Source organism: Psychrobacillus sp. Z3-81, assembly GCF_056620325.1.
Genome location: NZ_JBWQPU010000003.1, coordinates 63,075 through 89,556, shown reverse-complemented (window position 1 = coordinate 89,556; position 26,482 = coordinate 63,075). Strand labels below are relative to the sequence as shown.

Sequence of the window (26,482 nt, the reverse complement as noted above, 5' to 3'; positions counted from 1 at the left end):
CTTTCACACCACCATTTTAGCACTTGGTACTAATATCAGTATATAAATATTAAAATAAGAATGCAACAACTGATTACAGAAAAACAAGGAGCATTGCCTTTTCCAGCTTTTATTCCGAATACATTCCTTTTGCTTACCGCTTCTACAAATGAAACACGGCTTTAAACTCCGAAGAGCCTAAAGCCATGCAGATACCTAACAGTTAATCTATTCGCTCTCCATCTAATGCCTTGGATTGTTCAAGAATATCTCTTAGTCCCTTCATTTCCGTCGACTGCCAAAACTCATCAGATTCCAACAGACGCTCCGCATCAGCCTTCGCCGTATTTAACGCACGGTAATCATGCACTAAATCTGCCATCTTGAACTCTGGTAGACCGCTTTGCTTACGACCGAAAAAGTCCCCTGGTCCCCTAAGCTCCAAGTCCTTCTCCGCTAGCACAAACCCGTCGTTCGTTTCAGTCATCGATATCATTCGCTCTTTCCCTTCCTCCGATTTCGGATCCGCTAGCAAGATGCAGTAGGATTGATGCTCTCCACGACCTACCCTTCCACGTAGCTGGTGGAGCTGTGCAAGACCAAATCGCTCGGCATCAAAAATGATCATAAATGTCGCATTCGGTACGTTTACCCCTACCTCTACAACCGTCGTAGAAACGAGTACCTTGATTTGTCCATCTGTGAACTCTCTCATCACTTGATCCTTTTCATCTGGATGGAGCCTGCCGTGCATCAGTCCGACTGGGTACTGGCCACCTAGCTCATGAGCCATCATATTGTACACATCCACCGCATTTTGGACATCCAGCTTTTCCGATTCCTCAATGAGTGGGCAAATAATATACGCTTGTCTACCCTGTGCAAGCTCTCGCTTCAAGCGGACGATTAGCTTCGGTAGCTGCTCTTGCTTCATCCAATGCGTATCTATCGCTTTTCTTCCAGCAGGCATTTGATCGATAATAGATACGTCCATCTCACCAAAAGCCGTGATTGCAAGCGTTCTCGGTATAGGAGTAGCAGTCATAAATAGCACGTCCGGATTTTCTCCCTTTTCCTTCAGCACCCTTCTCTGCTCAACACCGAAGCGATGCTGCTCATCCGTGATCACTAACCCCAGTTTCTTAAACGTAACATCCGGCTGGATTAAGGCATGCGTTCCGATTAATAAATCAATATTGCCTGCCGCTAGATTCTCGAGCACCATCCTTCTTGCCTTGGCCTTGGTGCTTCCGGTTAACAAGGCAATTCTTACACCCAAAGGGGAAAGCCACTGATCCAAGGAGGCTGCATGCTGTTCTGCTAAAATCTCTGTAGGAGCCATGAGCGCACCTTGATAACCAGCTGTAATTACCGCATAAAGACAAATTGCTGCTACTACCGTTTTCCCAGAGCCTACATCTCCTTGAAGCAGTCGATTCATTCGGTGTGGCTCGAGCAAATCGCGACAAATCTCATTCACCACTCGTTTTTGCGCATCTGTTAGCTCATATGGCAAGGACTGAATGAGCTCCTTGACTTTTTCATTGTCAAAATGAATGTCATTTCCAACATTCTGCTCCTTGCGCACCTTTTTAATAGCCTGCATTTTTAATTGGAAAATAAGAAGCTCCTCATAAACGAAGCGTCTCCTCGCATTTTTTGCGTGCTCTGCATCTACCGGAAAATGAATTCCTTCCAGTGCCTCCACCATATCAGGCAGCTTGTACGCAGTTCGAATGGATGCTGGTAAAATATCCTCCATCTGCCCTTTCAGCTCATCTAATGCAAGCCTCATAAACTTTCGAAATACACGTTGATTAATTAAACCACGAAGAGAATAAACCGGCTCAAAATCCTGCTGGTCATCCGTCTTCGGACCATCCTTGTACGTGGAAACATTAATCACCTGTCTACCTCGGTCCCATTTACCCGTCACCGTAATAAAAGAGCCAGGAGTCAGTTTATTTTTTAAGTATGCCTGATTAAAGAAAACCGCCTTTATCAGATGCTGTCCTGCCAACAATCGGACCTGCAATCGTGATTTATTTTTTCCTAAAAAAAGAAGAGAGGGTTCGCTTTCGACCCTTCCTTCTACTGTCACTCTTTCATTGTGGGCTGTTTCCGCTAAGTTCTTTAATCGAAAATCCTCATGTCGATATGGGAAGGTCATTACTAAATCCTGAAGTGTGTGAATCCCCAACTCTTCCAAAGCCTTAGCCGTTCCAGCTCCCACTCCCTTTAGAGTAGTGACTGACTCCTGTAATTTATTTTCCACTGTTCATCACAGCCCCGCCAAAAATCTTCGCTTCCAGCCACTTCCCTGTCGGCGTAGCAGCAAGGCCCCCTTGAGCAGTCTCTTTTAAAGCAGTTGGCATCGTCTGACCAATTTTATACATTGCATCAATTACTTCATCACACGGAATTCTACTAGTAACTCCAGCAAGTGCCATATCCGCAGCTACTAAAGAATTCGATGCACCCATTGCATTCCTTTTCACACATGGCACCTCAACTAAGCCAGCCACTGGATCGCATACTAATCCAAGCATATTTTTCAGTGTTATGGCAAACGCCTCCGCTGACTGTGCAGGAGTTCCCCCAGCCATTTCTACGATAGCTGCAGCCGCCATTCCAGCTGCCGAACCTACCTCAGCCTGGCATCCTCCAGCAGCTCCCGAAATAGAAGCATTATTCGCCACCACAAATCCGAAGGCACCAGCCGTGAATAAATAACGGATCATCTGCTCCCTAGTCGGATGTAATTTATTTTGCACCGCAAATAAAGTACCTGGTACTACCCCAGCAGATCCAGCTGTAGGAGTCGCACAAATCGTACCCATCGCAGCATTCACTTCATTCGTAGCTACCGCCTTACTAACAGCATCGAGCATTAATTCACCAGAAAGTGAATTGCCCTTCTTCATATACTCCTGAAGAAGCACAGCATCTCCACCGGTTAGCCCTGATGTTGAACGAACACCCTTCAAGCCTTTTTCCACAGCCTCTTCCATGACAGTCAGATTACGCTCCATCTGCTGCATAATCTCTTCACGAGAACGCTCTGTCAAAAGCATTTCTTGTTCAATCATTATTTCCGAGATCAGCTTGTTCTGCGCTGTCGCCAAGTCCACCAATTCTCGAACATTACGAAATAGAACCTCCATTTTACCTCTCCTTAATCTACAATTCTTGTAACTTGCGTGATATTAGGAAGCTTCGATATCTCTTCTAAAACAGACTCGTTCACGTTCTGATCGACTTCTATCACCATTAACGCCATATTTCCCTTCCCTTTCCGAGAAACCTCCATATGGCCAATATTTATATCATAATTTGCCAAACAATTAGAAACACTTGCAATACAGCCCGAACGATCATCGTGCACCACAAGAATTGCTGACATATTACCAGACAAACGAAGTGGAAAACCATTTAACTCGGTAATCTCCGTCTTCCCGCCACCGATTGAAATACCGACCATCGACATTTCCGTCTTATCGTCCCCTAATACAATCCTCGCTGTATTCGGATGTTCCGTATGGCCTGTCTCTGGAATAAATTCATAGCTTAACCCAGCCTTCTCCGCATCCTCGAAGGCAGTCTTTATACGCTCATCAAATGTATCGTAATCTAACAATCCACCAATGATCGCTACATCCGTACCGTGTCCTCTATAGGTCTCAGCAAAAGACCCATAAAGATATATCTTAGCCCAAGTAGGCTGTTTTCCAAACAAATCTCGTGCAACTCTCCCAATGCGTGCTGCTCCAGCAGTATGGGATGAGGAAGGACCAATCATAACGGGGCCTATTATGTCAAAAACAGACTTAAATTTCAATCTACTGACCTCCACTTTCACTTTATAACTCTATTTTACACGTAATAGGAACATTAAACAAAAGTATTGTACAAAAGCGATAAAAACGCTTTCATGGATTATACCATGCTTTTCAAATGATGACGATAGGACTTGGAAGGTAGGATAGGAAAGAATTTTGAACAAAGAAGGAGTGTACGGAGTGATAGATGGTAGACAGATGACCAATGCGAACAAGAGTATTCCCCATCTATCTGAGAGTAACGGGATCCCGAACGAACCCCCATAGCAAGTGGACATAGGCCATGCCCTTCCAACAATTTGAATGAGAGTAAATTATCTGTGAGTGAGAATAAATCCCAGACAAACGAGAGTAACCCGGCTGAATGAGAGTAAAGATGGTCTATCCGAGAGTAAATCATCTATGAGTGAGAATAAACCAAATCCGAACGAGAGTAACCACCCCACAACTGAGAGTAAGGCCGACCTCGATAGCAAATGGACATAGGTCATGCCCTTCCACCAATTTGAATGAGAGTAAATCATCCACGAGTGAGAATAAACACCAGACAAACGAGAGTAACCACCCCACGACCGAGAGTAAGGACGACCTTGATAGCAAGTGGACATAGGCCATGCCCTTCCACCAATTTGAATGAGAGTAAATCATCCGCGAGTGAGAATAAACCCCGCTCGAACGAGAGTAACCCGGCCGAATGAGAATAAAGATGGTCTATCCGAGAGTAAATCATCTATGAGTGAGAATAAACACCAGACGAACGAGAGTAACCTGGCGAAGGGATCTGCTCTTGAAAAAAGTGCTACAATCATTCCCATTTTTGCTACAATGACCGACATTCTTGCTACAATCAATGCTAATTTTGCTACAATCAATTTCAACGAAACAAAAAGTGCTACAATCACTCCCATTTTTTACTACAATCAGCCCTATTTTTTTTGCGACAATCAATTTCTGCCACAAAATATACTCCCTATGTCTCCAGCTCCCTTTATCCCGACAATCAGCTCACTCTCTTGGCTGGACTGAACACTTCCAACACCCTAGTTTCCATCCCCCAAAACAAAAAGCATTCCCCACTCCCCAATCAGGGAGCAGAAAATGCTCAAATGATTTTATTCAACAGATAGAATATACGGATATAGCGGTTGCTTTCCGTTATATACTTCTACCTCGACGTCTTCGAATTGCTCCTCGATAAATGCTGCAAAGTTTTCTGCGTCCTCTTGGGAAACATCTTCGCCGTAGATAACTGTAACAATTTCTGCATCTTCGTCAATGATTTCTTTCGCTAGCTTGGTTGCTGCTTCTTCTCTTGAAGGGTCAGCTAGAATAATTTTGCCTTCAGCAATTGCCATGAAGTCATCTTTTTTGATTTCAATTCCATCAATAGAAGTGTCGCGCACAGCAAAAGTGACCTGGCCAGTTTTTACACCGGCAAAGGCAGCTGTCATATTGCGTTGGTTGTCTTCTACGCTAGCTTGTGGGTTGAAAGCAAGAACTGCTGCCATCCCTTGTGGAATCGTTTTCGTTGGCACTACTGCCGCTTCGATTCCCATTACTTCTGCTGCTTGCTCTGCAGCCATGATAATGTTTTTATTGTTAGGCAGGATTAAAACTCTTTCTGCTCCCACTGCTTCAATCGCTTTCACGATGTCCTCTGTGGAAGGGTTCATAGTTTGTCCGCCCTCAATTACAGCAGATGCACCTAAGCTTTTTAGTAGCTCGGCAACGCCGCTACCCATTGCTACCGTTACGACAGCGTAAGGATGGATCTCAGATTTTTTTGCTGGTACTTCCGCAACATGGCCTTCGCCGACAATATCTGTATGCTGCTGACGCATATTTTCAATCTTAATCTTGATTAGCTCTCCGTATTGCTGTCCGTATGTTAGTACTTCTCCAGGAGTTTCGGAGTGAATATGAATTTTCACGACTTCATCATCGGAAATAACTAGTAGGGAATCGCCATAAACACTAAGGTCATTACGGAAGTCTGATTCATCAAACTTCTTCTTCCCATCTTCTAGGCGAACCATGAACTCTGTACAGAAGCCAAATTCAATGTCTGCAGTATCCATAAATCCTTGAACATGCTTATGATGCTCGGCACTTACTAGATCGTCCATGGAATTTCCAACTGTTTTTTCTGGGAGCGCTTCACCCTTTAGACTAGCAAGGAAGCCCTCGTAGACAAAAACTAACCCTTGGCCGCCGCTGTCTACTACTCCGACCTCTTTTAGCACTGGTAATAGCTCTGGCGTTCTGTTTAATGATTGCTTTGCTTCTTCCACAACAGCAGTCATCAGTTCACGGATATCCGTAACTGTTTCACTAACCTCTACAGCTTTTTTAGCTGAATCCTTCGCTACTGTAAGGATGGTACCCTCTACTGGCTTCATCACCGCTTTGTAAGCTGTTTCTACTCCATATTGCAATGCCTGTGCGAACTGCTTTGCATCTAATGAAGCATAGCTTTCGATGGACTTACCAAACCCTCTGAAAAGCTGCGAAAGAATAACACCAGAATTTCCGCGTGCCCCCATCAGCAATCCCTTTGATAATGCTTGAGCAGTTTTCCCGATATGCTCACTTGTGTTTGCTGCGGTTTCCTTCGCCCCAGAAGTCATAGAAAGATTCATATTTGTTCCCGTGTCACCATCTGGTACAGGGAATACATTTAATGCATCTACATAATCTGCATTTTGGAAAAGATGGTGTGCACCCATCTTCACCATATCTGCAAATTGGTTACCATTAATCGATTTCATCATTTTCTCTCCTTAATCAAACGTTTGCCACGCGAACTCCTTGTACGTAGACGTTTACGGATTTCACCTGCATACCAAGAGATTTATTTAGCGTATATTTTACTTTAGATTGAACTTGATAAGCTATTTCTGAGATTTTTGTTCCGTAACTAACAATAATATACATGTCGATGTGTAAACCATCTTTATCTTGTCGCACTAAAACTCCCTTAGTGAAGTTTTCTTTTCTCAGTATATCAGTTAAACCATCTCTTATTTGGTGCTTAGATGCCATACCGACAATACCGTAGCATTCCACTGCAGCGCCACCTGCAATTTGCGCTATAGTATCTTGTGATATATCAATTTGACCGAATTCATTTCTTAATTCTATAGACATGCTGAAACCTCCCAAGTCTTTTTGACTATCCCTTATTGTACTACACCCTATAAAATTATAAAAGAGACGTTTATTTTCGTCTAGTTTTTCTATGTTACCCAATATTGGTTAATTTTATCGAAAGTATGTGTAAAGGTTTTTTTCTTGATATACTTGCGTCAAGTTTCAGTCTGTGTTAAATTATTAAAGTATGTGAAATATCGAACTGAAAAATCTTTCAGCTTCTTTTTTAAAGGAGGAACTTATAATGCCAAAAGTATGTGCAATCACTGGGCGTAAAGCTCGTTCTGGTAATGCTCGTTCTCACGCTATGAATGCTAACAAGCGTACTTGGGGAGCTAACCTTCAAAAAGTACGTATTCTTGTAGATGGCAAACCTAAACGTGTGTGGGTATCTGCTAGAGCTTTAAAATCAGGAAAAATTGAGCGCGTTTAATCGTACTCATAGTTAATGCCAGGTCGACAATAGTCGACCTGGCATTATTTCTTTTCTATCCCTTTTTCTCGTCTTCCTTTTTAAATATCTTGATGCAAACCTTCATAATGCTGCTGACAGATTTAGGCAACTTAAATGTATAGACCTTCACAGAAATCCTCCCTTTTTCAGTCACTGCTTCTTATCATTAAACATATGCCTGTATCAAAGGAGATATGACTTGTTCGTCCTACTTGTTGATTGCTCGTAAACCGCCCATTTCCGATTTGAATCGTTTCTTTCTCCACGTTGTATAAAAAACCTTCCAAGGAAACATTTTCAATATCCCGTGCAAAAGCGAAGAACGATACGTATTTGTAACCTAGGTCATTTTCTAAGATGTGAGTCCCTGGCAATAAAAACTGGAGCTTATTTTGCTTGTTTTGAATAAAAAAGCGAACGTCTGGATTTGCTTGCTGAAAGCCACATACATCGTGCAAGGCAGCCTCGTAATGATCCAGCCTACCACCACTGATTCCCGTTACATAAACCTCTTCAGGTTTGTATTTCATCGCTTCTCTCAAAGCTAAATGTGTATCCGTTTCATCTTTTTCAGCTGGAAGAATGGTAACGTGAGGAATTTTTTCTTTTAAAAGCTCTAGCTCTCCATCCACCAAAGAATCAAAATCCCCAATAATTTCATTGGGAACAATCCCCTGGTTTACTAAGTGGATTGCCCCCCTATCTGCCCCTATAAAGATAGTCTCTTCCATAGAAAAAGGAAGCTGCTTCACTTCCACAACTTCCTCTATAGGGCCTCCTGAACAAATAAAGACCCTTTTCATTTGCCTGCCACACTTAAGCCGGCTTGCTTAATTGCTTGAAGTGCCTCCGCTCTATTTGGAGCATTATAAATAGCAGAGCCAGCAACAAAGATATTAGCTCCCGCTTCCACACATAGCTTAATCGTCTCTTCATTAATTCCGCCATCAATCTCTATATCAATGGAAAGATTTCTCTCTTTCACGATTTCAGCTAATTCTTTCACCTTCGGAAGAACGGAATGAATAAATTTCTGGCCTCCAAAGCCTGGATTAACCGTCATAAATAGCACCATATCCACATCCTCCAATATATGTTGGATAGAAGAGATCGGTGTATGAGGGTTTAGCACGACACCCGGCTTTACACCAAATGAGCGAATCAATTGGATCGTTCGGTGCAAATGAGGACAAGCCTCCACATGAACCGTAATATAGTCAGCGCCCGCCTTCGCAAACATTTCGATGTATTGATCTGGGTTCTCAATCATCAAGTGAACATCTAATGGTAGCTTCGTAAGTGGTCGCAACGCCTCCACTACGATTGGTCCCATTGTAATATTCGGCACGAAATGACCATCCATAACATCAATATGGATTAACTCTGCTCCTGCTTTTTCTACTTCTACTACTTCTTCTCCAAGCTTCGCAAAATTTGCTGCTAAAATGGAAGGTGCGATTTTTACCATGATTAATACCTCGGCTTTCTTTCTGCAATTTCTTCGAAGAACTGTAAATAATGTTTATAGCGATAGTCTTTAATTTCCCCTACCTCTACTGCACTCTTAACGGCACATTTCGGCTCGTTGATATGCATACAGCCTCTAAATTTACAGCCATCCTGCCTGTCCACAAAATCTGGAAAACAGTTGGTAAGCTCTTCTTTTTCAATTAAATCAAATTCAAAGGAGCTAAAGCCAGGCGTGTCCGCAAGTAGACCACCACAGACCTCGATAAGCTCTACATGTCTTGTCGTATGCTTTCCTCGTCCTAATGCATCTGAGATTACACCGGTCTTCAGTTGAAGACTTGGCAGTAGCGTGTTAAGAAGCGTAGACTTCCCAACACCCGATTGACCGGCTAATACAGTGATTTTGCCTTCTAGGATAGGGCTGATCACCTCTGTCAAGTTCTCTTCATCCTTATAAGTCATGAGTACCTCATAACCGATTTCTCGGTAATGCTCTACATACTCTGCAATCTTTTTACTAGTGGCTTCATCCAATAAATCCATTTTTGTCAGACAGATGATTGGCTCCACATGAAAGGATTCTAATACTACTAAGAAACGGTCTAGCAGAATTGTATTAAAATCCGGCTCCTTCACGGAAAAAACTAATATCGCTTGATCGATATTGGCGATAGGAGGTCGAACAAGACTGTTCTTTCTGTCATGAATCACCGTGATGGTGCCATCATTTTCGCCTTCTACTGTATAATCGACGAAGTCCCCAACTAACGGGGACTCCCCTCTGTTTCGAAAAACTCCTCTTCCTCTACACTGAATGAGCTTTCCATCGTCATACACATAATAATATCCACTTAACGCTTTTCTAATTTGACCTTTTGGCATTAAAAGCCTCCCTTATTTTATTTCGTCATAGCCGATTGTTCGTTCTTCAATTGTTTGATTGTTTATCATAATTCGATAGGCCGCTTTTTCACCTTCCACGATTTGCAAGGATAGCCTTCTAGTTGTGGTTTCAACGAGCTCAAATTCTTCTACTGGCTCTGCCATCGAACGTTCTTTGTCTTCAATATAGATACGAACAAGCTGTTTTTCAGGAGTCTGTTCTTCATTCCCATCATCCTCTCCCTCTTCACCTTCAGAAGGATCGTTGTAAGGAATCGTTACCTCTTTTATAAAAGTCTTCGTATGCTTTTCTTCTGGACCAATAGATATGGTTACCTCAATTGTACTCCCTGGTGGCACTTGCGTGTTAGCCTTAGGACTTTGCTCTATCACATTTCCAGCAGGAACCGAGTTGGAATGCACCTTATTCTTGATAGAAATTTTGAATCCAGAGCTTTGTCCATAATCCTCTAATGCTTTTTCATTAAAGCCTGTTAAGTCCTTTACCGTCCGTAAGTCTGGTCCCTTACTAACTGTAAAGATCAAATCCGTTTCCTCTGGCACTATCTCCGTGCCTGGTTCAGGCTCCTGCTTAATAATCGTCCCCTTGGGTTTATCGGAGAATTCTTCTTTTTGATCAATACTCCGCAGATCTTGGTTTTGAAGCAGCGTTAATACTTGTTCAATATCTCTTCCTCTATAATCTCCGATTGCAGAGGTCTGCTTTCCTTGAGAAATAAAGATATCAATGACCGTTCCCTCTTCTCTTTCCTTGCCAGCTTCAGGAGAGGTGCCAATGACCAAATCCTTTTCTACTTCATCACTAAATTCTAATATCTCTTCTCCCGCTTCAAATCCTGCCTCTTCTAGAGTCGAGATTACTTCCTCTAGGGTCATTCCTTCAACCTCTGGTATTTCAATTTTATCTGGCTTAAACCAGCCTGGGAACAATAGGAACACAAGCAATGCAAGGAGCAATATCCCTGCAAGGATCCCACCAATAATCAAACCCATTTTCTTCTTTTTCTTCGGTTGCTTTGCAGATGGAGGGGCAGCCTCAGCTGATTTTACCGGCTCCATTTTTTTCGTTTCTGCGACTTCCTCATAAGGCACAGGCTCTTTAATGATTGGTAGCACCTTAGTGGCACCTTCATCTGTCTCTATCACAAATTTTTCCTCATTCGCACGCTCTGCCGATAAAGAAGTGGAAAGGTCTCTCTCCATTTCTTCTGCCGAGCGATATCTGTGTCTTGGATCCTTCGCAGTTGCCTTCAAGACAACATTTTCTAAGCTTTGTGGTATGTTAGGAACCATTGCCCGAACGGAAGGGGTCTCTGCTTGTAAATGCTTTAATGCAATCGAGACTGCCGATTCGCCGGAAAAAGGGACTTGTCCAGTTAGGAGTTCAAATAATACGATTCCAAGCGCATATATATCTGATTGTCTGGTAGCGGTTCCACCTCTTGCCTGTTCAGGTGAAAGGTAATGAACTGTCCCTAAAACAGAATTCGTCTGCGTATGAGAAGTTGCACTAAGCGCCATCGCAATACCAAAATCCGTTATTTTGATATCCCCTTGTTCGTCCACTAAAATATTTTGTGGCTTAATATCTCGATGAATAATGTGATTTAAATGGGCAGCTGCGATTGCGGAAGTTAGCTGTCTCATAATAGCCACAGATTTACTTGGTGAAATTGGTGCATTTCTCTGTATGTACTGTTTTAAGGTTTCTCCTTTCACGTATTCCATGACGATATAATGGATATCCCCGTCTTCTCCAACATCATAAATATTTACAATGTTAGGGTGTGTAAGGCTGGTAGCAGATAAAGCCTCTCGCTGAAAGCGTCTACGAAGCTCCTCTTCATTCGAAAAGTCGTATCGAAGCACCTTGATCGCAACGTCTCTGTCTAAAATCATATCGTGAGCTAGGTAAACATTGGACATACCGCCTCCACCGATCATTTCTAGCAGCTTATATCTACCACTAATTCGTTTTCCTATCAGCATCCTTACACCTCCTGTTCCTTATTAGTTAATAAAATTAACGAAATATTATCTTCTCCTCCAGAATTATTGGCTTCTTTTACTAAAACCTCTCCCTTTTTCTGAAGGGATTCATCCGAATATAATGTTTCCTGAATAAATGATTCACTTAGTTTGTTGCTCAATCCATCAGTACAGAATAAAAAATACGAGTCCGGCTCAAACTCCACTTCAAAAAAATCGGGCTGAATGGCTTTTTCTGTTCCAACTGCCTTCATCATGACATTTTTCATTGGATGAAATCTAGCCTGCTCCTCATTGATTTCACCTGAATCAATCAAAACATTCACATAAGAATGGTCTCTGGTAATCAAATGAACGCGATTTTTTGATACTTGGTACACCCGACTGTCACCAATATGCGCGATGATACCCTTTTCCTTTTCGAAAAGGCCAGCAATCAGCGTGGTCCCCATTCCTTCACAGCCCTCATTAGAGGAGGAATGCTTAGCTATAATCTGGTTGATGCTCTGGAAAGTATACGTAAGCCATTCTTTTGCATCTTGAGAGGACGGGTCAAATGTTTGAAAGTACTTTTCAAATTCCGTTATAGCAATTTCACTCGCCACATCACCTGCATTATGTCCGCCCATTCCATCCGCAATCACCGCAATCACCAGGTCACCACGACTAAACACTCCGACCCTATCCTCATTTATTGTTCTTTTCATCCCAACATCAGTCTTCACAACGAACTTCATCTAATCGTTCACCTCTTTATGGTTTGAGCAGAGGAACTTTCAGCTCTTTTTTTGAAAAACAGCTACGTAAAAACCATCACTTCTTAAATCCTGTGGAAAGATTTGAAGCATCCCTTCCTGAGTCTGCGTTTTTATATTCTTTATAACGTCTGGAAAGGATGTTAGTTGCATATCTGGATGTTTTTCTAAGAAGATTTTCGTCGTGCCTTCATTTTCTTCACGATCCACCGTACAAGTACTGTAGACAAGAATTCCGTGGGGCTTTAATAGCTTATACGCCTCTTCTAAAAGCTTTAATTGTATTGGTTTAAGAGAATCAAAATCCTTCTCACTTTTTGTGTATTTGATATCCGGCTTACGCTTGACTACGCCAAGACCACTGCAAGGAGCATCCACTAGAATACGATCAAAGGATTCCGCCGGAAATATTTCGGACGCCTTTCGAGCATCCATTTCCATTGTTTCGATAAAGCTAAAGCCTAAGCGGTCTGCATTTTCTCGAACGAGCTTCAGCTTATGCTGATGGATATCCATCGCGACGAGCTTGCCTGTGTTTTTCATTTTCTCCGCGATATGCGTTGTTTTTCCTCCCGGAGCAGAGCACATATCCAGCACCGTCATCCCAGGCTCCGCCTGCAGTGCATAGGCAGGAATCATCGAGCTTTCGTCTTGAATGGTGACAAAGCCCTTTTGGAAGGCAGTCGTTTTTGCTGCTTGTCCGTTGAATAAATAAATACACTCAGGTATATGTTCGCTCCTTGCCACCACATATCCTTCTTGGGTCAATAAATGAAGTACTTGGTCGACAGTGCGCTTGAACAGATTTACACGCAAGGTCGTCACAGGTGGCTCATTATTTTCCTTCAGCATTTTCTCCGATTCTTCAAAGCCATATTCAGAGATAAATCTATTGACCATCCAAAGCGGATGACTTGTCTCAATAGATAATCGCTCCACCTTATCCGTGATTTCTTCTGTCGAACGTACTCCTTCTCTTAATATAGAGCGAAGAATTCCATTGACCATAGAAGCAATCCCTTTGTGACCGCGTCTTTTCGAAATCTCTACAGCCTCGTTTACAGCTGCATGATCTGGAATCCTAGATAGATAGTGGATTTGATATAAAGAAAGACGTAAAAGCTGTCTAACCCAGTCGTCTAATTTTCCCTTTATAAATGGCTCCAAATAATAATCTAGCGTCATCTTATGCTGAATTGTCCCGTACGTTAGCTCTGTCAGAAGCGCGCGGTCCTTTGGATCGATTTGATACTTTTCGATGGTTTGATGAAGTAAAAGGTTGCTGTATGCCTGCTGCTTCTCAACAGCCATGAGGATGGACAATGCTGCGTCGCGGACGTTCCCATTCCAAATTTTCTCTGATTTTTTTGTCATTCAAATTTATCTCCTAATTGCAATTTCCCTCCGACACCACGTAAATAGTCGGTAGAGGTCATTTTCTTTTTCCCTGCAGGTTGCAGTTCTAAAACCCGAACTGCTTCATTCGTTCCTGCTTGCACGACAAAATAATCCTTTTCAATTTTCACAACCGCACCCGGCTCTTGAGAAGCTTGCATCTTCTCTACATCCGCTCTCCAAATCTTCACTGTTTGTCCATCTAATGTTGTATATGCAACAGGCCACGGATGAAGACCACGGATTTGGTTATGAATTTCTAAAGCAGACTTATGCCAATCGATTCTTTCCTGCTCTCTGGAGATGTTTCTAGCGAAGGTAACCTTCGATTCATCTTGTTTTATTCGCTCATTCGTTCCATTTACGATAGAAGGCAATGTGTCTTTTAAAAGCTCTTTCCCAACCTCACTCAGCTTTTCAAAAAGGAGGCCTGTGTCATCGTGATGACCGATTGGAATTTCTCGCTGAGAGATAATATCTCCTGCATCCAGCTTTTCTTCCATATACATGATAGTAACGCCTGTTTTATCTTGCCCATCCATAATCGCTTGGTGAATCGGCGCGCCACCTCTGTATGCTGGCAAAAGAGATGCGTGTACATTAATGCAGCCCAGTCGCGGTGCATCCAGAATCACCTTTGGAAGAATCTGCCCGAAAGCAGCGGTTACGATTAAATCCGGCTGTAAATCTAGCACCTGCTGTAATTCTTCAGAGCCCTTTAGCTTTTCTGGCTGAAGCACTGGTAAACCAAGCTTTACTGCCTCTTCCTTCACTGGTGGAGGAGTCAGCACCTTCTTCCTACCAACTGGACGATCCGGCTGCGTGACTACTGCTAGCACATCATAGCCCTCTTCAACCAGCATCCTTAAAATAGGAGCGGAGAATGCAGGCGTTCCCATAAATACAATCGATGTCATAGCTCTTCCTCCTCTCCCTCAGCCTCTAACTCTTCTAAATCCACATATCGAATGACCTTTGATGTAAATAAAACACCGTGCAAATGATCTATTTCGTGTAGAATCGCTCTTGCTTCGTAATCCTCAGCCTCTAGCTCATATAAAGAGCCGTCTCTGTCTTGTGCCTCAATCTTGACATAGAACGGTCTTTCAACCTCGCCATAAATATCTGGGAAGCTAAGACAGCCTTCTACCTCAATTTCAGATCCTCCAACCGCTACTACTACCGGGTTGATCATTTCAATGACCTCTTGCCCTTCCCCGAGGTCAACGATTGCGACTTGAATTGTTTCGCCTACTTGTGGAGCAGCGATTCCAATCCCATCGGAAGCGACCATCGTATCGTACATATCGTCTAAAAGGTTAGCAAGGCTTTCATCAAACGCTGTAACCTCTCTACATTTCTGTGTTAATAAGTCATTTGGATGGGTGATAATTGGTCGTATTGCCATGTGTTACATTCCTCTTTTCCAACAGCTTATAAAATAGTGGATGGATCCAAATCAACGGATAGGGTAATCCCTTTTTTCATCCATTCCGTACGGTATATCTTAATTAATTGCTGTAATTTTTCTATTAATAATGGTTCTTTTTTGTATTTTATCAAACATTGATAGCGATATCTATTCTGTATCCGGCTAATCGCACTTGCTGTTGGACCAATCACGATAGTCCCTGGCGACAGGTTTTCTTTTAGCCAATCAGTAGCAAGCTTGGCATGCTCAGCTGCTGCCAATACATTCTCATGCGTTACTTGTACCAACGTCACATAATAAAATGGCGGATATTCATATTGCTTACGCATCATCATTTCATTTTTATAAAATGGCTCGTAAAGCTGGTTCTTCGAAAATTCGATGGCATAATGCTCCGGGGTATAAGTTTGAATAAATACGACTCCCTCTTTCTGATGTCTGCCCGCTCGACCACTTACCTGTGTCATTAGCTGAAAGGTTTTTTCAGACGCTCGGAAATCAGCTAAATGAAGCGTCGTATCTGCGTTTAATACGCCAACCAAGGTGATGTTAGGGAAGTCCAGACCCTTTGCAATCATCTGAGTCCCTAGGAGAATGTCTGCTCCACCGTCTCCGAATTCCTTTAATATGCGCTCATGCGATCCTTTCGTTCTAGTTGTATCTACATCCATTCGAAGAACTCTTGCCTGCGGAAATAATTTGGTGATTTCCTCTTCTACCTTTTGAGTCCCGGTGCCAAAGAAGCGTATATGTTCACTTCCACACTCTGGACATTGATGAGGAACCGGCTCCTCGTGCCCACAATAGTGACATTTCAGATGCTCTCCTTCTCTATGATAGGTGAGCGAGATATCACAATTATTGCATTCCACCACAGTACCGCAATCTCGACATAGGACAAAAGAGGAGAATCCTCTTTTATTTAAGAAAAGAACGATTTGCTCTTTCTTCTCTAATTTGTCACGTATTGCATCTGCAAGGGGCACACTGAACATAGAACGGTTACCGCCTTTTAGCTCGGCGCGCATGTCCACGACATTCACGGTAGGTAGCGCTTGATCCTTTGCGCGCTTGTGAAGAGATAGAAGTGTATAGACTCCCTTAGAGGCTCTTGCGAATGACTCAAGGGAAGGAGTTGCGCTCCCTAATATAACGGGACAATGATGATACTCTCCTCGCCAAATGGCCACATCTCTCGCATGATAGCGTGGAGTATCCTCTTGCTTGTAGGAGGATTCATGCTCTTCATCGAGAATAATGACACCTAAATTGGTGAAAGGAGCAAAGATAGCGGAGCGTGCGCCTACCACTACCTTCACCTCGCCTCTCCGAATTTTTCGCCACTCATCAAACTTTTCCCCGATGGATAAACCACTATGCATTACAGCAACCTGGTCTCCAAAACGAAGCTTAAAGCGACGAGTCATTTGAGGAGTGAGCGATATTTCCGGTACGAGCATAATAGCTTGCTTACCTTCGGAGATAGCTCTCTCGATGGCATGTAAATAAATCTCTGTTTTCCCACTGCCCGTTATTCCGTGCAGCAAAAAAGTAGTCGGCTGATGCTGTTCTTGTGCTTGCGTTATGTGGGACAACGCAATAGCCTGCTCTTCATTCAGCTCCACTCGTTTATCTTGGTCCTGGTAATCAAGCGAAGCAATCTCACGGTAAACCTCTTCCTTCGCTTTTATTAAAATACCCTTTTCAATTAACGATTTGACCGTTGCATTGCTTACAAGCGTAGCCTCCACCATTTCCTGCATGGTAAAGGACTTATCCTGCTCTTGCGCCAATAACCATTCTATTAGCTCTCGTTGCTTTTTTGCCTGCTTTGTCAGGCTATCTAGCTGTTCTTTAACAAACGCTTCGTTGTCTACTAAATGGTAGGTGGTCACAGTTTTTGCCTTCGCTTGCTGCTTAATCACATTTTCTAGCTCCAAGGAGCCATCGGTTAAATGCTTTTTCATCTGAGGCAGCAAGCCAGCTTTTTCAAATGCTTCATATGGAAGCTTCTCTCGTTTTCCAAACAGCTCCAGTAGCTCTTGATCGACTTTGTCAGGCTCGACCATTTTGATAAATTTCTTATAGGATGCCCTTAAAGCAGCAGGAAGCATTACCTGTAAAGCATCTATTTCATAGCAAAGTGTCTTTTTCGTCATCCATTTCGATAAAGCTAAAAGCTCGTCCGTAATGACAGGTTCTACGTCGATAATTGATTGAACTTCCTTGAGCTTCGATTGATCTATGTCGGTATTGCGTTTAACTTCGGTAATAAAACCTTGCACTCTGCGATTTCCGAATGGCACATGCACTCGGCTTCCTTTTTCCACAAGGTCTTCCAAGTGTGCAGGAACATAATAATCGAAGGGGCGGTCAATAGGATATGCAGCAACGTCTACAATTACCCCTACAATCATGGACGATCATCTTTCTCTAATTGCAGAATGGTTTCAAACAGCTGAAGCGCAAGCTCCTTTTTCGAGGCGTGCGGAAAATGAATCTTCACATTGCCCTTGCCAACTAATGTGACCGAATTGGTTTCCGTACCAAAGCCGGAGCCTTCCTCCGTCACATCGTTCGCAACAATATAATCTGCATTTTTCTTTTCTAGCTTACCCTTTGCATAATGCACGACATCATTCGTTTCTGCAGCAAAGCCAATTAGCAGCTGATGCTTCTTTCTTTTACCAAGCTCGGAAAGAATATCGCTTGTCCGCTCTAAAATAATAGAAGCATCTCCATCCTTTTTCTTCATCTTTTGCGAATGGACTTCCTTTGGACGATAGTCTGCAACTGCAGCCGTTTTCACGACGATGGAGGCAGTATCATAGTGAGAAAGGACCGCTTGAAGCATTTCCTCTGCACTTTCAATAGAGATAACTTGTACATTTGCTGGGGGTTGTATATTTACTGGTCCAGAAATCAAAACAGTCTCCGCTCCTAAAGCTGCAGCGGCCTCGGCCATTGCGTAGCCCATTTTCCCGCTGGAGAAATTGGTCAAGTAACGTACCGGGTCAATTCTCTCTCTTGTTGGACCGGCAGTTACGACAACCTTTTTCCCCTTTAACGGAAGCTCCTTTGGTTGAAAATATGCTTCTACCAGCTTCACGATATTTTCTGGCTCCTCTAATCTTCCTTTCCCAACATAGCCACATGCCAAAAAGCCTTCAGAGGGCTCAATAAAGGAATAGCCGTCCTTTGAAAGCTGTTGTATATTTCGAATGACAGCAGGATGGTCATACATATGTACGTTCATTGCAGGAGCAATCCAAACATCTGCAGTAGTTGCGAGAAGTGTGGTCGTCACCATATTATCCGCAATGCCATTCGCAAGCTTTCCAATCACATTCGCTGTCGCTGGTGCCACAATAACTAAGTCAGCCCAATCTGCCAAATCAATATGGGCGATTACACTTGAATCCTTTTCATCGAATGTATCAAAATAGACATCATTGCGAGACATCGCTTGAAACGTAAGAGGCTGTACAAATTGCTTTGCCGATTCCGTCATGATTACTTTCACGTTTGCCCCAGCCTGCGTTAATTTACTAACAAGCGCGACTGCCTTATATACGGCAATCCCACCTGTAACACAAACCAATATATTTTTGGATGCCAACATCTCTAATCCCCTCTCTAAACAATAACCTCCCAAAGAACGAATCATTCCTTGGGAGGTGTCTGCTGTGCCCTTATTATACTTCGTCTTCGTATACCGCTTTTTCGTCTGCAGTTACGATTGTCAGTTCTCCTGCGGCTACTTCCTCCAACGCTTTTCCAACCTGTTTAGCTGAAACGTATTTGTGCAAGCGCTCGCCACCTTGTTCTTGTAGCTGTCTTGCTCTTTTGGAAGCAACACTTACTAAAGAATACTTGGAATCAATCTTATTTTTTAAAGAATCTACTGATGGATATAACATTTATACTTCTCCCTCCAACATGGCTAAATATCTTTTTTCTACTCGCTCTCTGCGACAATGCTCCGCAGCGACAATCGCATTTATTTTCGAGCATGCCTTGGAAACCTCATCGTTTTCCACTACATAATCGTATAAGTGCATCATTTCTAATTCTTGTCTAGCTGCTTGGATTCGCGAGTTAATCACATCTTCCGTTTCCGTACCTCTACCAATTAGCCTCTGCTCTAGTTCACTTAGGCTTGGAGGTGCAAGGAAAATAAAAAGAGCGTCTGGTGCTTTTTCTCGAACAAGCGCCGCTCCCTGTACTTCGATTTCCAAGAACACATCTCGTCCTGACTCTAGCGTTTCATTGACATAGTCAATCGGCGTTCCATAATAATTGCCTACATAGGAAGCGTATTCTAGAAGCTTTCCTTGTTCGATTAGCTCTTCAAATTCTTCTTTCTTTTTAAAGAAGTAATCTACTCCGTCAATTTCTCCCTCTCTAGGAAGTCTTGTCGTCATGGAAATGGAATATTCATAATTTGTTTCAGGCTCTGAAAACAGTTCTTTTCGTACTGTTCCTTTCCCAACTCCTGATGGACCAGATAAAACGATTAATATACCTTTTTCTCTCCGCATAACTTCTCCTTCAACTACATCTTATCTCCGTCTGCTATTTTGAATACATACTTTAGTGATTATAACACATTTCCTGTTTAAAATGATAAGATAAAAAGAAAAGCGACATGGTGGATAGAAAATATATTTTTAGGAACCTTTTTAATTTTGAAAGCTGAGCTGAACTACTTAATATATGTTTCATTCTAACAAATGAACTTTTTTTAGTGTGAACGCTTTAGGCGGACGCTTTCCGTGAGGCCGACAGGATGTTGGTCAGGAAAACGTTGTCACACGATGTGACGTTCTTAGTTTTCCATCCTAAGAGATGCCAGCACCGAACGCTAGCGCGTGCCGTTGTGCTGTCTCATCTGTTTCACTCATACCACTGGAGTCGCCGCCTGTCGCTGCTTTTAATAAAAATGGTGGTAGGATTTAATGAACCTTTTAATTTTGAAAGCTGAGCAGAGCTACTTAAATATGCTTCATTCTAACAAATGAATTTATTGAATGTGAGCGCTCTCGGCGGACGCTTTCCGTGGGGTGAGCGATGAGCCAGCACCGGCCGCTTGCGCGTGTCGGTGTGCTGTCTCATCTGTCTCACTCATCCCACTGGAGTCGCCGCCGGTCGCTGCTTTTTTAATTAAGATGGTATTAGGATTTAATGAACCTTTTTGATGTTGAAAGTGGAGCTGAACTACTTAATATATGTTTCATTCTAACAAAAGAACTAACTTAATTTAATGTTATCGCTTAAGGTGGACGCTCTTGGTGTTAGAAAGCTTCTAATAAAAGAGCCTATTACAGTGTGAGCGCTCTATGCGGACGCTTCCCACTGCTATGCTAATCAAGATAGTTGTATGATTTATTGAAACACTTTAATGTTAAAAGCTGAATAGTGCCGTTTCTTCAATAGGGTTGAGACAATCCTGGCATACCTTTTTATTTATGTCTTTATTATAGACAGCTTCCCCTTCACTTAAGGGAAAACCTACTACTTTAATTATAATTAGTCGCATAGGATGTTTCTATTCTTATGCTTGGATAAAGGACTACTAAATACGTTTTGAAAGAGGATTAATCATGGCTTTTGATGGATTATTTACTATATCAATGACAACTGAATTACAAAGAATTGTGACTGGGCGAATTTCGAAGATACATCAGCCAAATGCACAAGAGATACTTATGCAAATACGAGCGCAAGGACAGAATTATAAGCTCTTGTTTTCGGTTCACCCTTCCTATTCTAGAATGCAACTAACAGAAGAATCGATTGATAACCCAGCGTCTCCCCCAATGTTCTGCATGATGCTGCGCAAACATTTAGAGGGTGGTATTATAACCGCTGTGAGACAGCACGAGGCTGACCGAATTATTATTTTAGAAGTTCTGAGCAAGAATGAAATCGGTGATGATATCACTCGCGAGATTCATATGGAAATCATGGGACGACATAGTAACCTAATACTAGTTGATCCAAGTAGAAACTTAATTCTAGAAAGCATTAAGCACCTGCCTCCTTCCATGAACAGCTACCGAACTATCATGCCAGGTCAGCAATACATTGCTCCACCTGCCCAGGATAAGCTCCATCCGCTGGAGTTTTCGGATAGTCTGAAGGACGTACTGGAAAGTATGGAAGAACCTAAGGAGATTGTGGAAAAAATCGCCGGCTTCTCTCCTCTTCATGCGAAGGAGCTGCTACATCGTTTCTCTACCGGATCCGCTCGAATGGAAATCTATCAAGCTTATATGAAAGAGTTCCAGACTGGTGGCACCGCTAAGCAGCTAGTAGAATGGAACGGAAAGCAATTTTATTCACCGAATGAGCTTACCCATTTAGAAGGTGAAAAATTTAATGAGCCATCTTTAGGTAGCTTGCTTGACCGTGTGTACTTTGCAAAGGCTGAGCGTGACCGCGTGAAGCAGCAAGCTGGCGACTTAGAGCGTTGGCTACAGAACGAATTAAACAAGCTTAAGCTGAAAATGAAAAAGCTGCAAAAGGATTTAGAGCAAGCCGAAAAGCTAGATACTTTCCAGTTATACGGCGAGCTGCTGATGGCAAATGCCTATGCAATCGAAAAAGGCTTAAGCGAAGTTGAGCTTGTTAACTACTATGATGAAGACCAGAATACAGTGAAAATACCTCTAGACAATCGAAAAACTGCCACACAAAATGCACAGAGCTATTACAACCGGTATACAAAGGCAAAAACTGCCTTGCTTAAAATAGAGCAGCAAATGAACATTACAAAAGAGGATATTCATTATTTTGAGCTGTTGCATCAGCAGGTAATGCAAGCCTCCCCAACAGATATAGAGGAAATACGTGAGGAGCTAATGGAACAAGGCCTCTTAAAATCTCGCGCCTCCAAGAAAAAGAAAAAGCTCGTAAAACCGATGCCCGAAAAGTACATTGCATCAGATGGCACAGAGATCTCTGTAGGGAAAAACAACAAGCAAAATGATTATGTAACCTTTAAGCTTGCGAAAAAAACAGACACCTGGTTGCACACGAAGGACATCCCTGGATCCCATGTCGTGATTCATTCAGACAACCCTTCGGAAACAGCCCTTCTGGAAGCCGCTAACCTAGCAGCATACTTCAGTAAGGCAAGGGGATCCTCATCTGTGCCAGTAGACTATACAGTCATCAAGCAAGTGAAAAAGCCAAATGGTTCGAAGCCCGGCTTCGTTATCTACTTTGACCAAAACACCCTCTTTGTCACACCTGACGAAGAATTAATTCGAAAAATGAAAAAATAATTGGTGATGCAGTCTCCTTTGGGAGACTGCATTTTTTGGTTGAGTGGGGTTACCACTAGTGGCTCCTACTATTTTTTGGCTTTCTCTCGTTTGGGCTCGATTTACTCTCGTTTGATGGGATTTTATTCTCGGATAGACCAAATTTACTCTTAGAAGAAGATAGCTCACTTTCTATCAAATAGGCTTTCTCTCGGTTGGGCGCCATTTACTCTCGTTCGGTAAGTCTTTATTCTCGCTTAGCCGCAATTTATTCTCGAATAGGGATCATTTACTCTCAGATAGATGGTTTACTCTCGTTCGTGAAGACTTTACTCTCGCTTGGCCTGAATTTACTCTCGCAAAAAGGCACTCGCATATTTGTAACTTTTTCCCACTCCACTCAGTCTTATAAAATAAACTAGGAGGAAATTATATGCGATACCCTCTTCCCCTACTTCTACTTTGCTGCTTTTGTTTTATTTTCCCCATTAAAACCTATGCAACAGATTGGGCCTACCCCTTTGTTGTTTGGAAAGGAAACATGTATGTTGTGGAGGATGAGGAGATAACAGAGGTAGAAAAAAGAATAGGCAGGGTAACTGTATATTCGGATTATTACTCATCCGGAGGGAACTTCTCGAATGCTTATGAGAGAGGAACTAAATATTTCTCCATCCCAGGAGTCAGCACAAAGGAAGCAATTGCAGTAGAAACTAAAAAGGGAATATATCGAAAAGCCGTATTTAATGGGAAATATGAAGGAAATGATAGTAGCTATATCTCCAACCTAATATTAAAAGTTGGCGGTGGGGTGCTAGTAATCGTACTAGGCTATAACTTTTACCGAGCCAATCGTCGGACAAAATAATCCTGAAGTTTTTTCCAATTATTTCATTTTATACAGTAAAATAGATCGTAGGGGGTGAAACAATGAAAATACTGTTCAGGGTTTGTTTATTAATTGCTGTAAGTTTACTCATCACGGCTTGCAATGATAAGCATCTAGAATTTTCATTAGAGAAATTAGATACAGAAATCGCCTACTGGTCTTCTGAAAAATTTCAAGGGAGAGAAGCCGGCACACCAGGAAATAAGGAAGCAAGAGAGGAAATAGCAAGGAAGTTTAAAGAAATTGGCTTGGAGCCATTACAGGAAAATGATTACCTCGTGCCATTTGACTTCTTTTATAAAGGAGTGAAGAAAGCAGATTTAATCGTGCACCTTAAAAACGGAGAGACAAAGGAATTTGAATACGGAACGGAATGGTCCAATAGAGTTTCACAAGAAATCGATATAGAGCTTCCTCTCCATTTTTATGAAAAAGGACAAGATATTACCCAGGAAATAAGTAAGGGCAGCATCATTGTCACGGAGGAAACAATAATAGAAGATGTCAGAGCACAGCTTATTAAGACTGACAATATATTTAAAACGGTCAATCATTTTTCAAGTCCAGACGCAACTACGTTTGAGATAACAGAACCAGTGTATGACTACCTAACCGAGAATAAAGAGGCTATCGAAAAAGTACATCTGGCTTGGTATAACGAAATGTTCAATCCTATGACCGAATATAATGTTGCCGGAAAAATTAAAGGTAGCGGAAATAAGCAGGCTATTGTCATTTCTGCTCACTTTGACCATGTTGGGATGTCAGGAAAAACACTGTTCCCTGGCAGCTTAGATAACGCCACTGGTTTAACGGGGATGATCAATCTTGCAGAACTTCTAAAAGAGGATTCAAAAAATACAACATATGCTTCTGACATTCTCTTCGTGGGATTCAATGCAGAGGAAAATGGTCTAATTGGAAGTCAGCGCTTTGTTGAATATCTCCAAAATGAATATGACACGATTGCAAACATTAATTTGGACTGCATCGGTGCGAAGGATGGAGGCTCAATATCCCTTGTCGGAGAGACATCAGGTAGCGGTAATCTAAATGAATTGCTATCCAAGATAGCCGAAAGCCAAAAAATTAGTACTCTCAGTGCAATAGAAGAATATTCAGGACTTAATAGCGATCACAAATCCTTTTTATTATCTGGCTATCAAGCAATAAATATATCTCAAGAAAAATTCGAGCATATTCACACTCCAAAAGATACTCCAGAAAACACAGATAGTAAGCCATTGAAGCAAGCCATCGAGCTAGTTCAAGCGTTTGTGAATAAGCATCACGATACAATCTTTGAAATGCCTGTGACAGACAACAATTTAAATGATGATTTCGATGAGAGTAAATATAAGAAAAATATGAACTTTGGAGAGTATATGAAAGCGGAAGGTCACATGATATTTATGTTAGAGAGAGCTGCTACCGAAGAGGAGTTTATGGAGATGCAAAAAGTCTTCACTAATGCAGACTATCAACTTACAAATATGGAGGTTTATGCTTCTCCGTCAGATTACGAGCTTTATAATTCATTAAGCACGATTACCGAAGAAGGAGTGGTAGGTAAATTAAAAACAGATGACTATGAATTTGCTTCTATGAATCTATCCTTACAGAAGGATACACGTGAGTATAATTTAACTATCTTTTTAAAAGGAAAAATTGAAATTGCGGAGGTTGCAGAAAAAATAGGAACTTGGGAGCTGCAGGCAGACGGCGCTCTTTACAACTTAGCCCTTTCATCCCTTACAGTCGAAGATGAACCTCGTTTTATCTTCCTTCATAGCAGTAGTATAGGGACAAATCAAATACATGAATCTTTTACGAAGGACGAGTTCACAGCTTTTATTAACAGCTTCGACCAAGAACAGGCAGTAAGATTTTTACTCAAACTTAATGAGACAAAAAACAAAGAGTAAGTCTTCTTCACTTAAAATTAACTGAATAATTTGATAAGATGGTTGTATAACTATTCAGGAGGCGAAGAACATGACGTTTAAGACGACTGATTTATGCGATACCTACTCAAGTGAGATCCAGGTGATCGGCTCCGAGTTTCGTTCTTTTGGTAAGAAACAAAGCTTTTTTGGACCAATCAGCACGGTGAAGGTGTTTGAGGATAATGTTTTAGTAGAAGAAGCGCTTAGCTCAATCCCTGCTGGAAATGTGTTAGTGGTGGATGGTGGAGAATCACAGAAATGCGCCTTACTTGGAGATCGACTCGGCGAGATAGGAGCGAGCCGAAATCTTGCAGGCATTATAGTTAATGGCTGTGTTCGAGATACAGTTGATTTAGCGAAGCTAGATATCGGAATTCTAGCATTGGGTAGCAATCCATTAAAAAGCAAGAAAAAGAGAGTCGGAGAGCGAGATATCCCCTTATATTTCTCGGGAGTAAATTGGACACCAGGTAATTATGTTTACGTGGACGAAGATGGACTTGTCCTTGCAAAACGTAACTTATTAGAGGAAGAATGACGTGGAGAAATACCTTAGCATTTTTCTTTTATTGTTATTCTCGGGAGCCATATTGGTTTCCATCCCCTTCTTGTTCTTTAATAGCCTAGAAATCTATCAAAAATGGATGGTAGGATTTGCTTTTGTAATATTCACCGGGGTATGCATCATCATTACTCAATTATTTTATATAATACAAAAGAGAAATTAGTAATATTGCTTTTACTTTCAAGCAACCGCCTTGCGGTTGCTTTTTAGAACTATTTTTGCTACAATGAGCTCCATTTTTGCTACAATCAACCTCATTTTTGCTACAATCAATTCTCAGGATGCTTTTTAGAACTATTTTTGCTACAATCATCGCTATTTTTGCTACAATCATCGCTATTTTTGCTACAATGACTTCTATTTCTGCTACAATCAATCTCATTTTTGCTACAATCAATTCCTTGGACGCTTTGCGAACTAATTTTTGCTACAATCATCGCTATTTTTG

Annotated in this window: 25 protein-coding genes; 6 read left to right on the top strand and 19 right to left on the bottom strand. The window is 41.9% G+C overall.

Annotated features, from left to right (window positions below; genetic code table 11):
• Window positions 1-202: 202 nt before the first annotated feature.
• Genes recG through sdaAB form a run of 3 tightly spaced genes read right to left on the bottom strand, consistent with a single transcriptional unit; the run spans window position 203 to window position 3,817 of the window.
• A complete protein-coding gene (gene recG, locus AC1ECF_RS04460; protein WP_480388200.1) occupies window positions 203-2,254 on the bottom strand; it encodes an ATP-dependent DNA helicase RecG in 2,052 nt (683 codons plus the stop codon).
• A complete protein-coding gene (sdaAA, locus tag AC1ECF_RS04455) occupies window positions 2,244-3,143 on the bottom strand; it encodes an L-serine ammonia-lyase, iron-sulfur-dependent, subunit alpha (protein WP_480388199.1) in 900 nt (299 codons plus the stop codon). The genes recG and sdaAA overlap by 11 nt, the downstream gene beginning before the upstream one ends.
• An 11-nt stretch (window positions 3,144-3,154) precedes the next feature.
• Entirely contained in the window at window positions 3,155-3,817 is a 663-nt protein-coding gene (sdaAB, locus tag AC1ECF_RS04450; RefSeq protein WP_480388198.1) for an L-serine ammonia-lyase, iron-sulfur-dependent subunit beta, read from the bottom strand.
• Window positions 3,818-4,550: 733 nt separating this feature from the next.
• On the opposite strand from sdaAB, the gene AC1ECF_RS04445 reads away from it, so the two are divergent.
• On the top strand, window positions 4,551-4,844 hold the full coding sequence (locus AC1ECF_RS04445; protein WP_480388197.1) for a hypothetical protein: 294 nt from the start codon (window positions 4,551-4,553) through the stop codon (window positions 4,842-4,844).
• A gap of 86 nt (window positions 4,845-4,930) precedes the next feature.
• Here the strand turns inward: AC1ECF_RS04445 and AC1ECF_RS04440 are convergent, their stop codons facing one another.
• Both AC1ECF_RS04440 and AC1ECF_RS04435 read right to left on the bottom strand, forming a co-directional pair.
• Window positions 4,931-6,586: a DAK2 domain-containing protein gene (locus tag AC1ECF_RS04440; protein WP_480388196.1), complete on the bottom strand. Its 1,656-nt coding sequence runs from the start codon at window positions 6,584-6,586 to the stop codon at window positions 4,931-4,933.
• A 16-nt stretch (window positions 6,587-6,602) separates the two neighbouring features.
• Window positions 6,603-6,965, bottom strand: coding sequence for an Asp23/Gls24 family envelope stress response protein (locus AC1ECF_RS04435; RefSeq protein ID WP_480388195.1), 363 nt, complete (start codon window positions 6,963-6,965; stop codon window positions 6,603-6,605).
• Window positions 6,966-7,212: 247 nt separating this feature from the next.
• Between AC1ECF_RS04435 and rpmB the strand changes: the two genes are divergently transcribed.
• Window positions 7,213-7,401, top strand: coding sequence for a 50S ribosomal protein L28 (gene rpmB / locus AC1ECF_RS04430; RefSeq protein WP_093263405.1), 189 nt, complete (start codon window positions 7,213-7,215; stop codon window positions 7,399-7,401).
• A 55-nt stretch (window positions 7,402-7,456) separates the two neighbouring features.
• Here rpmB and spoVM read toward each other — a convergent pair whose 3' ends face one another.
• The 13 genes from spoVM to gmk form a co-directional block, all read right to left on the bottom strand.
• On the bottom strand, window positions 7,457-7,552 hold the full coding sequence (gene spoVM / locus AC1ECF_RS04425; protein ID WP_480388194.1) for a stage V sporulation protein SpoVM: 96 nt from the start codon (window positions 7,550-7,552) through the stop codon (window positions 7,457-7,459).
• 16 nt (window positions 7,553-7,568) lie between these two features.
• Window positions 7,569-8,225: a thiamine diphosphokinase gene (locus tag AC1ECF_RS04420; RefSeq protein WP_480388193.1), complete on the bottom strand. Its 657-nt coding sequence runs from the start codon at window positions 8,223-8,225 to the stop codon at window positions 7,569-7,571.
• The gene (gene rpe, locus AC1ECF_RS04415) at window positions 8,222-8,890 is read right to left on the bottom strand and encodes a ribulose-phosphate 3-epimerase (RefSeq protein WP_480388192.1); all 669 of its coding nucleotides are present in this window, start codon (window positions 8,888-8,890) and stop codon (window positions 8,222-8,224) included. The genes AC1ECF_RS04420 and rpe overlap by 4 nt, the downstream gene beginning before the upstream one ends.
• A 2-nt stretch (window positions 8,891-8,892) precedes the next feature.
• Window positions 8,893-9,774, bottom strand: coding sequence for a ribosome small subunit-dependent GTPase A (rsgA, locus tag AC1ECF_RS04410; protein WP_480388191.1), 882 nt, complete (start codon window positions 9,772-9,774; stop codon window positions 8,893-8,895).
• 12 nt (window positions 9,775-9,786) lie between these two features.
• Window positions 9,787-11,784, bottom strand: a complete 1,998-nt coding sequence (gene pknB / locus AC1ECF_RS04405; RefSeq protein ID WP_480388190.1) for a Stk1 family PASTA domain-containing Ser/Thr kinase — start codon at window positions 11,782-11,784, stop codon at window positions 9,787-9,789.
• Window positions 11,785-11,786: 2 nt separating this feature from the next.
• The gene (locus tag AC1ECF_RS04400; RefSeq protein ID WP_480388189.1) at window positions 11,787-12,521 is read right to left on the bottom strand and encodes a Stp1/IreP family PP2C-type Ser/Thr phosphatase; all 735 of its coding nucleotides are present in this window, start codon (window positions 12,519-12,521) and stop codon (window positions 11,787-11,789) included.
• A 39-nt stretch (window positions 12,522-12,560) separates the two neighbouring features.
• A complete protein-coding gene (gene rsmB / locus AC1ECF_RS04395; RefSeq protein ID WP_480388188.1) occupies window positions 12,561-13,913 on the bottom strand; it encodes a 16S rRNA (cytosine(967)-C(5))-methyltransferase RsmB in 1,353 nt (450 codons plus the stop codon).
• Complete coding sequence (gene fmt / locus AC1ECF_RS04390) at window positions 13,910-14,851, bottom strand: methionyl-tRNA formyltransferase (protein ID WP_480388187.1); 942 nt, start codon at window positions 14,849-14,851, stop codon at window positions 13,910-13,912. The genes rsmB and fmt overlap by 4 nt, the downstream gene beginning before the upstream one ends.
• Window positions 14,848-15,342 (bottom strand): peptide deformylase, encoded by a 495-nt coding sequence (gene def, locus AC1ECF_RS04385; protein ID WP_480388186.1) that lies wholly within the window; start codon window positions 15,340-15,342, stop codon window positions 14,848-14,850. Before def ends, fmt begins: the two co-directional genes overlap by 4 nt.
• A 26-nt stretch (window positions 15,343-15,368) precedes the next feature.
• Window positions 15,369-17,783 (bottom strand): primosomal protein N', encoded by a 2,415-nt coding sequence (priA, locus tag AC1ECF_RS04380; RefSeq protein ID WP_480388185.1) that lies wholly within the window; start codon window positions 17,781-17,783, stop codon window positions 15,369-15,371.
• On the bottom strand, window positions 17,780-18,988 hold the full coding sequence (gene coaBC, locus AC1ECF_RS04375) for a bifunctional phosphopantothenoylcysteine decarboxylase/phosphopantothenate--cysteine ligase CoaBC (RefSeq protein WP_480388184.1): 1,209 nt from the start codon (window positions 18,986-18,988) through the stop codon (window positions 17,780-17,782). Before coaBC ends, priA begins: the two co-directional genes overlap by 4 nt.
• Before the next feature lie 73 nt (window positions 18,989-19,061).
• Window positions 19,062-19,286, bottom strand: a complete 225-nt coding sequence (gene rpoZ / locus AC1ECF_RS04370; protein ID WP_480388183.1) for a DNA-directed RNA polymerase subunit omega — start codon at window positions 19,284-19,286, stop codon at window positions 19,062-19,064.
• Complete coding sequence (gene gmk / locus AC1ECF_RS04365) at window positions 19,287-19,907, bottom strand: guanylate kinase (protein ID WP_480388182.1); 621 nt, start codon at window positions 19,905-19,907, stop codon at window positions 19,287-19,289.
• A gap of 1,062 nt (window positions 19,908-20,969) precedes the next feature.
• Between gmk and AC1ECF_RS04360 the strand changes: the two genes are divergently transcribed.
• The 4 genes from AC1ECF_RS04360 to rraA all read left to right on the top strand — a co-directional run bounded on the left by AC1ECF_RS04360 (window position 20,970) and on the right by rraA (window position 26,007).
• On the top strand, window positions 20,970-22,655 hold the full coding sequence (locus AC1ECF_RS04360; RefSeq protein WP_480388181.1) for an Rqc2 family fibronectin-binding protein: 1,686 nt from the start codon (window positions 20,970-20,972) through the stop codon (window positions 22,653-22,655).
• Between the two features lie 412 nt (window positions 22,656-23,067).
• On the top strand, window positions 23,068-23,502 hold the full coding sequence (locus tag AC1ECF_RS04355) for a hypothetical protein (protein WP_480388180.1): 435 nt from the start codon (window positions 23,068-23,070) through the stop codon (window positions 23,500-23,502).
• A gap of 62 nt (window positions 23,503-23,564) precedes the next feature.
• Window positions 23,565-25,448, top strand: a complete 1,884-nt coding sequence (locus tag AC1ECF_RS04350; RefSeq protein WP_480388179.1) for a M28 family metallopeptidase — start codon at window positions 23,565-23,567, stop codon at window positions 25,446-25,448.
• 70 nt (window positions 25,449-25,518) lie between these two features.
• A complete protein-coding gene (gene rraA / locus AC1ECF_RS04345; protein ID WP_480388178.1) occupies window positions 25,519-26,007 on the top strand; it encodes a ribonuclease E activity regulator RraA in 489 nt (162 codons plus the stop codon).
• A 160-nt stretch (window positions 26,008-26,167) separates the two neighbouring features.
• Here the strand turns inward: rraA and AC1ECF_RS04340 are convergent, their stop codons facing one another.
• The gene (locus AC1ECF_RS04340) at window positions 26,168-26,431 is read right to left on the bottom strand and encodes a hypothetical protein (protein WP_480388177.1); all 264 of its coding nucleotides are present in this window, start codon (window positions 26,429-26,431) and stop codon (window positions 26,168-26,170) included.
• Between the last annotated feature and the right edge of the window lie 51 nt (window positions 26,432-26,482).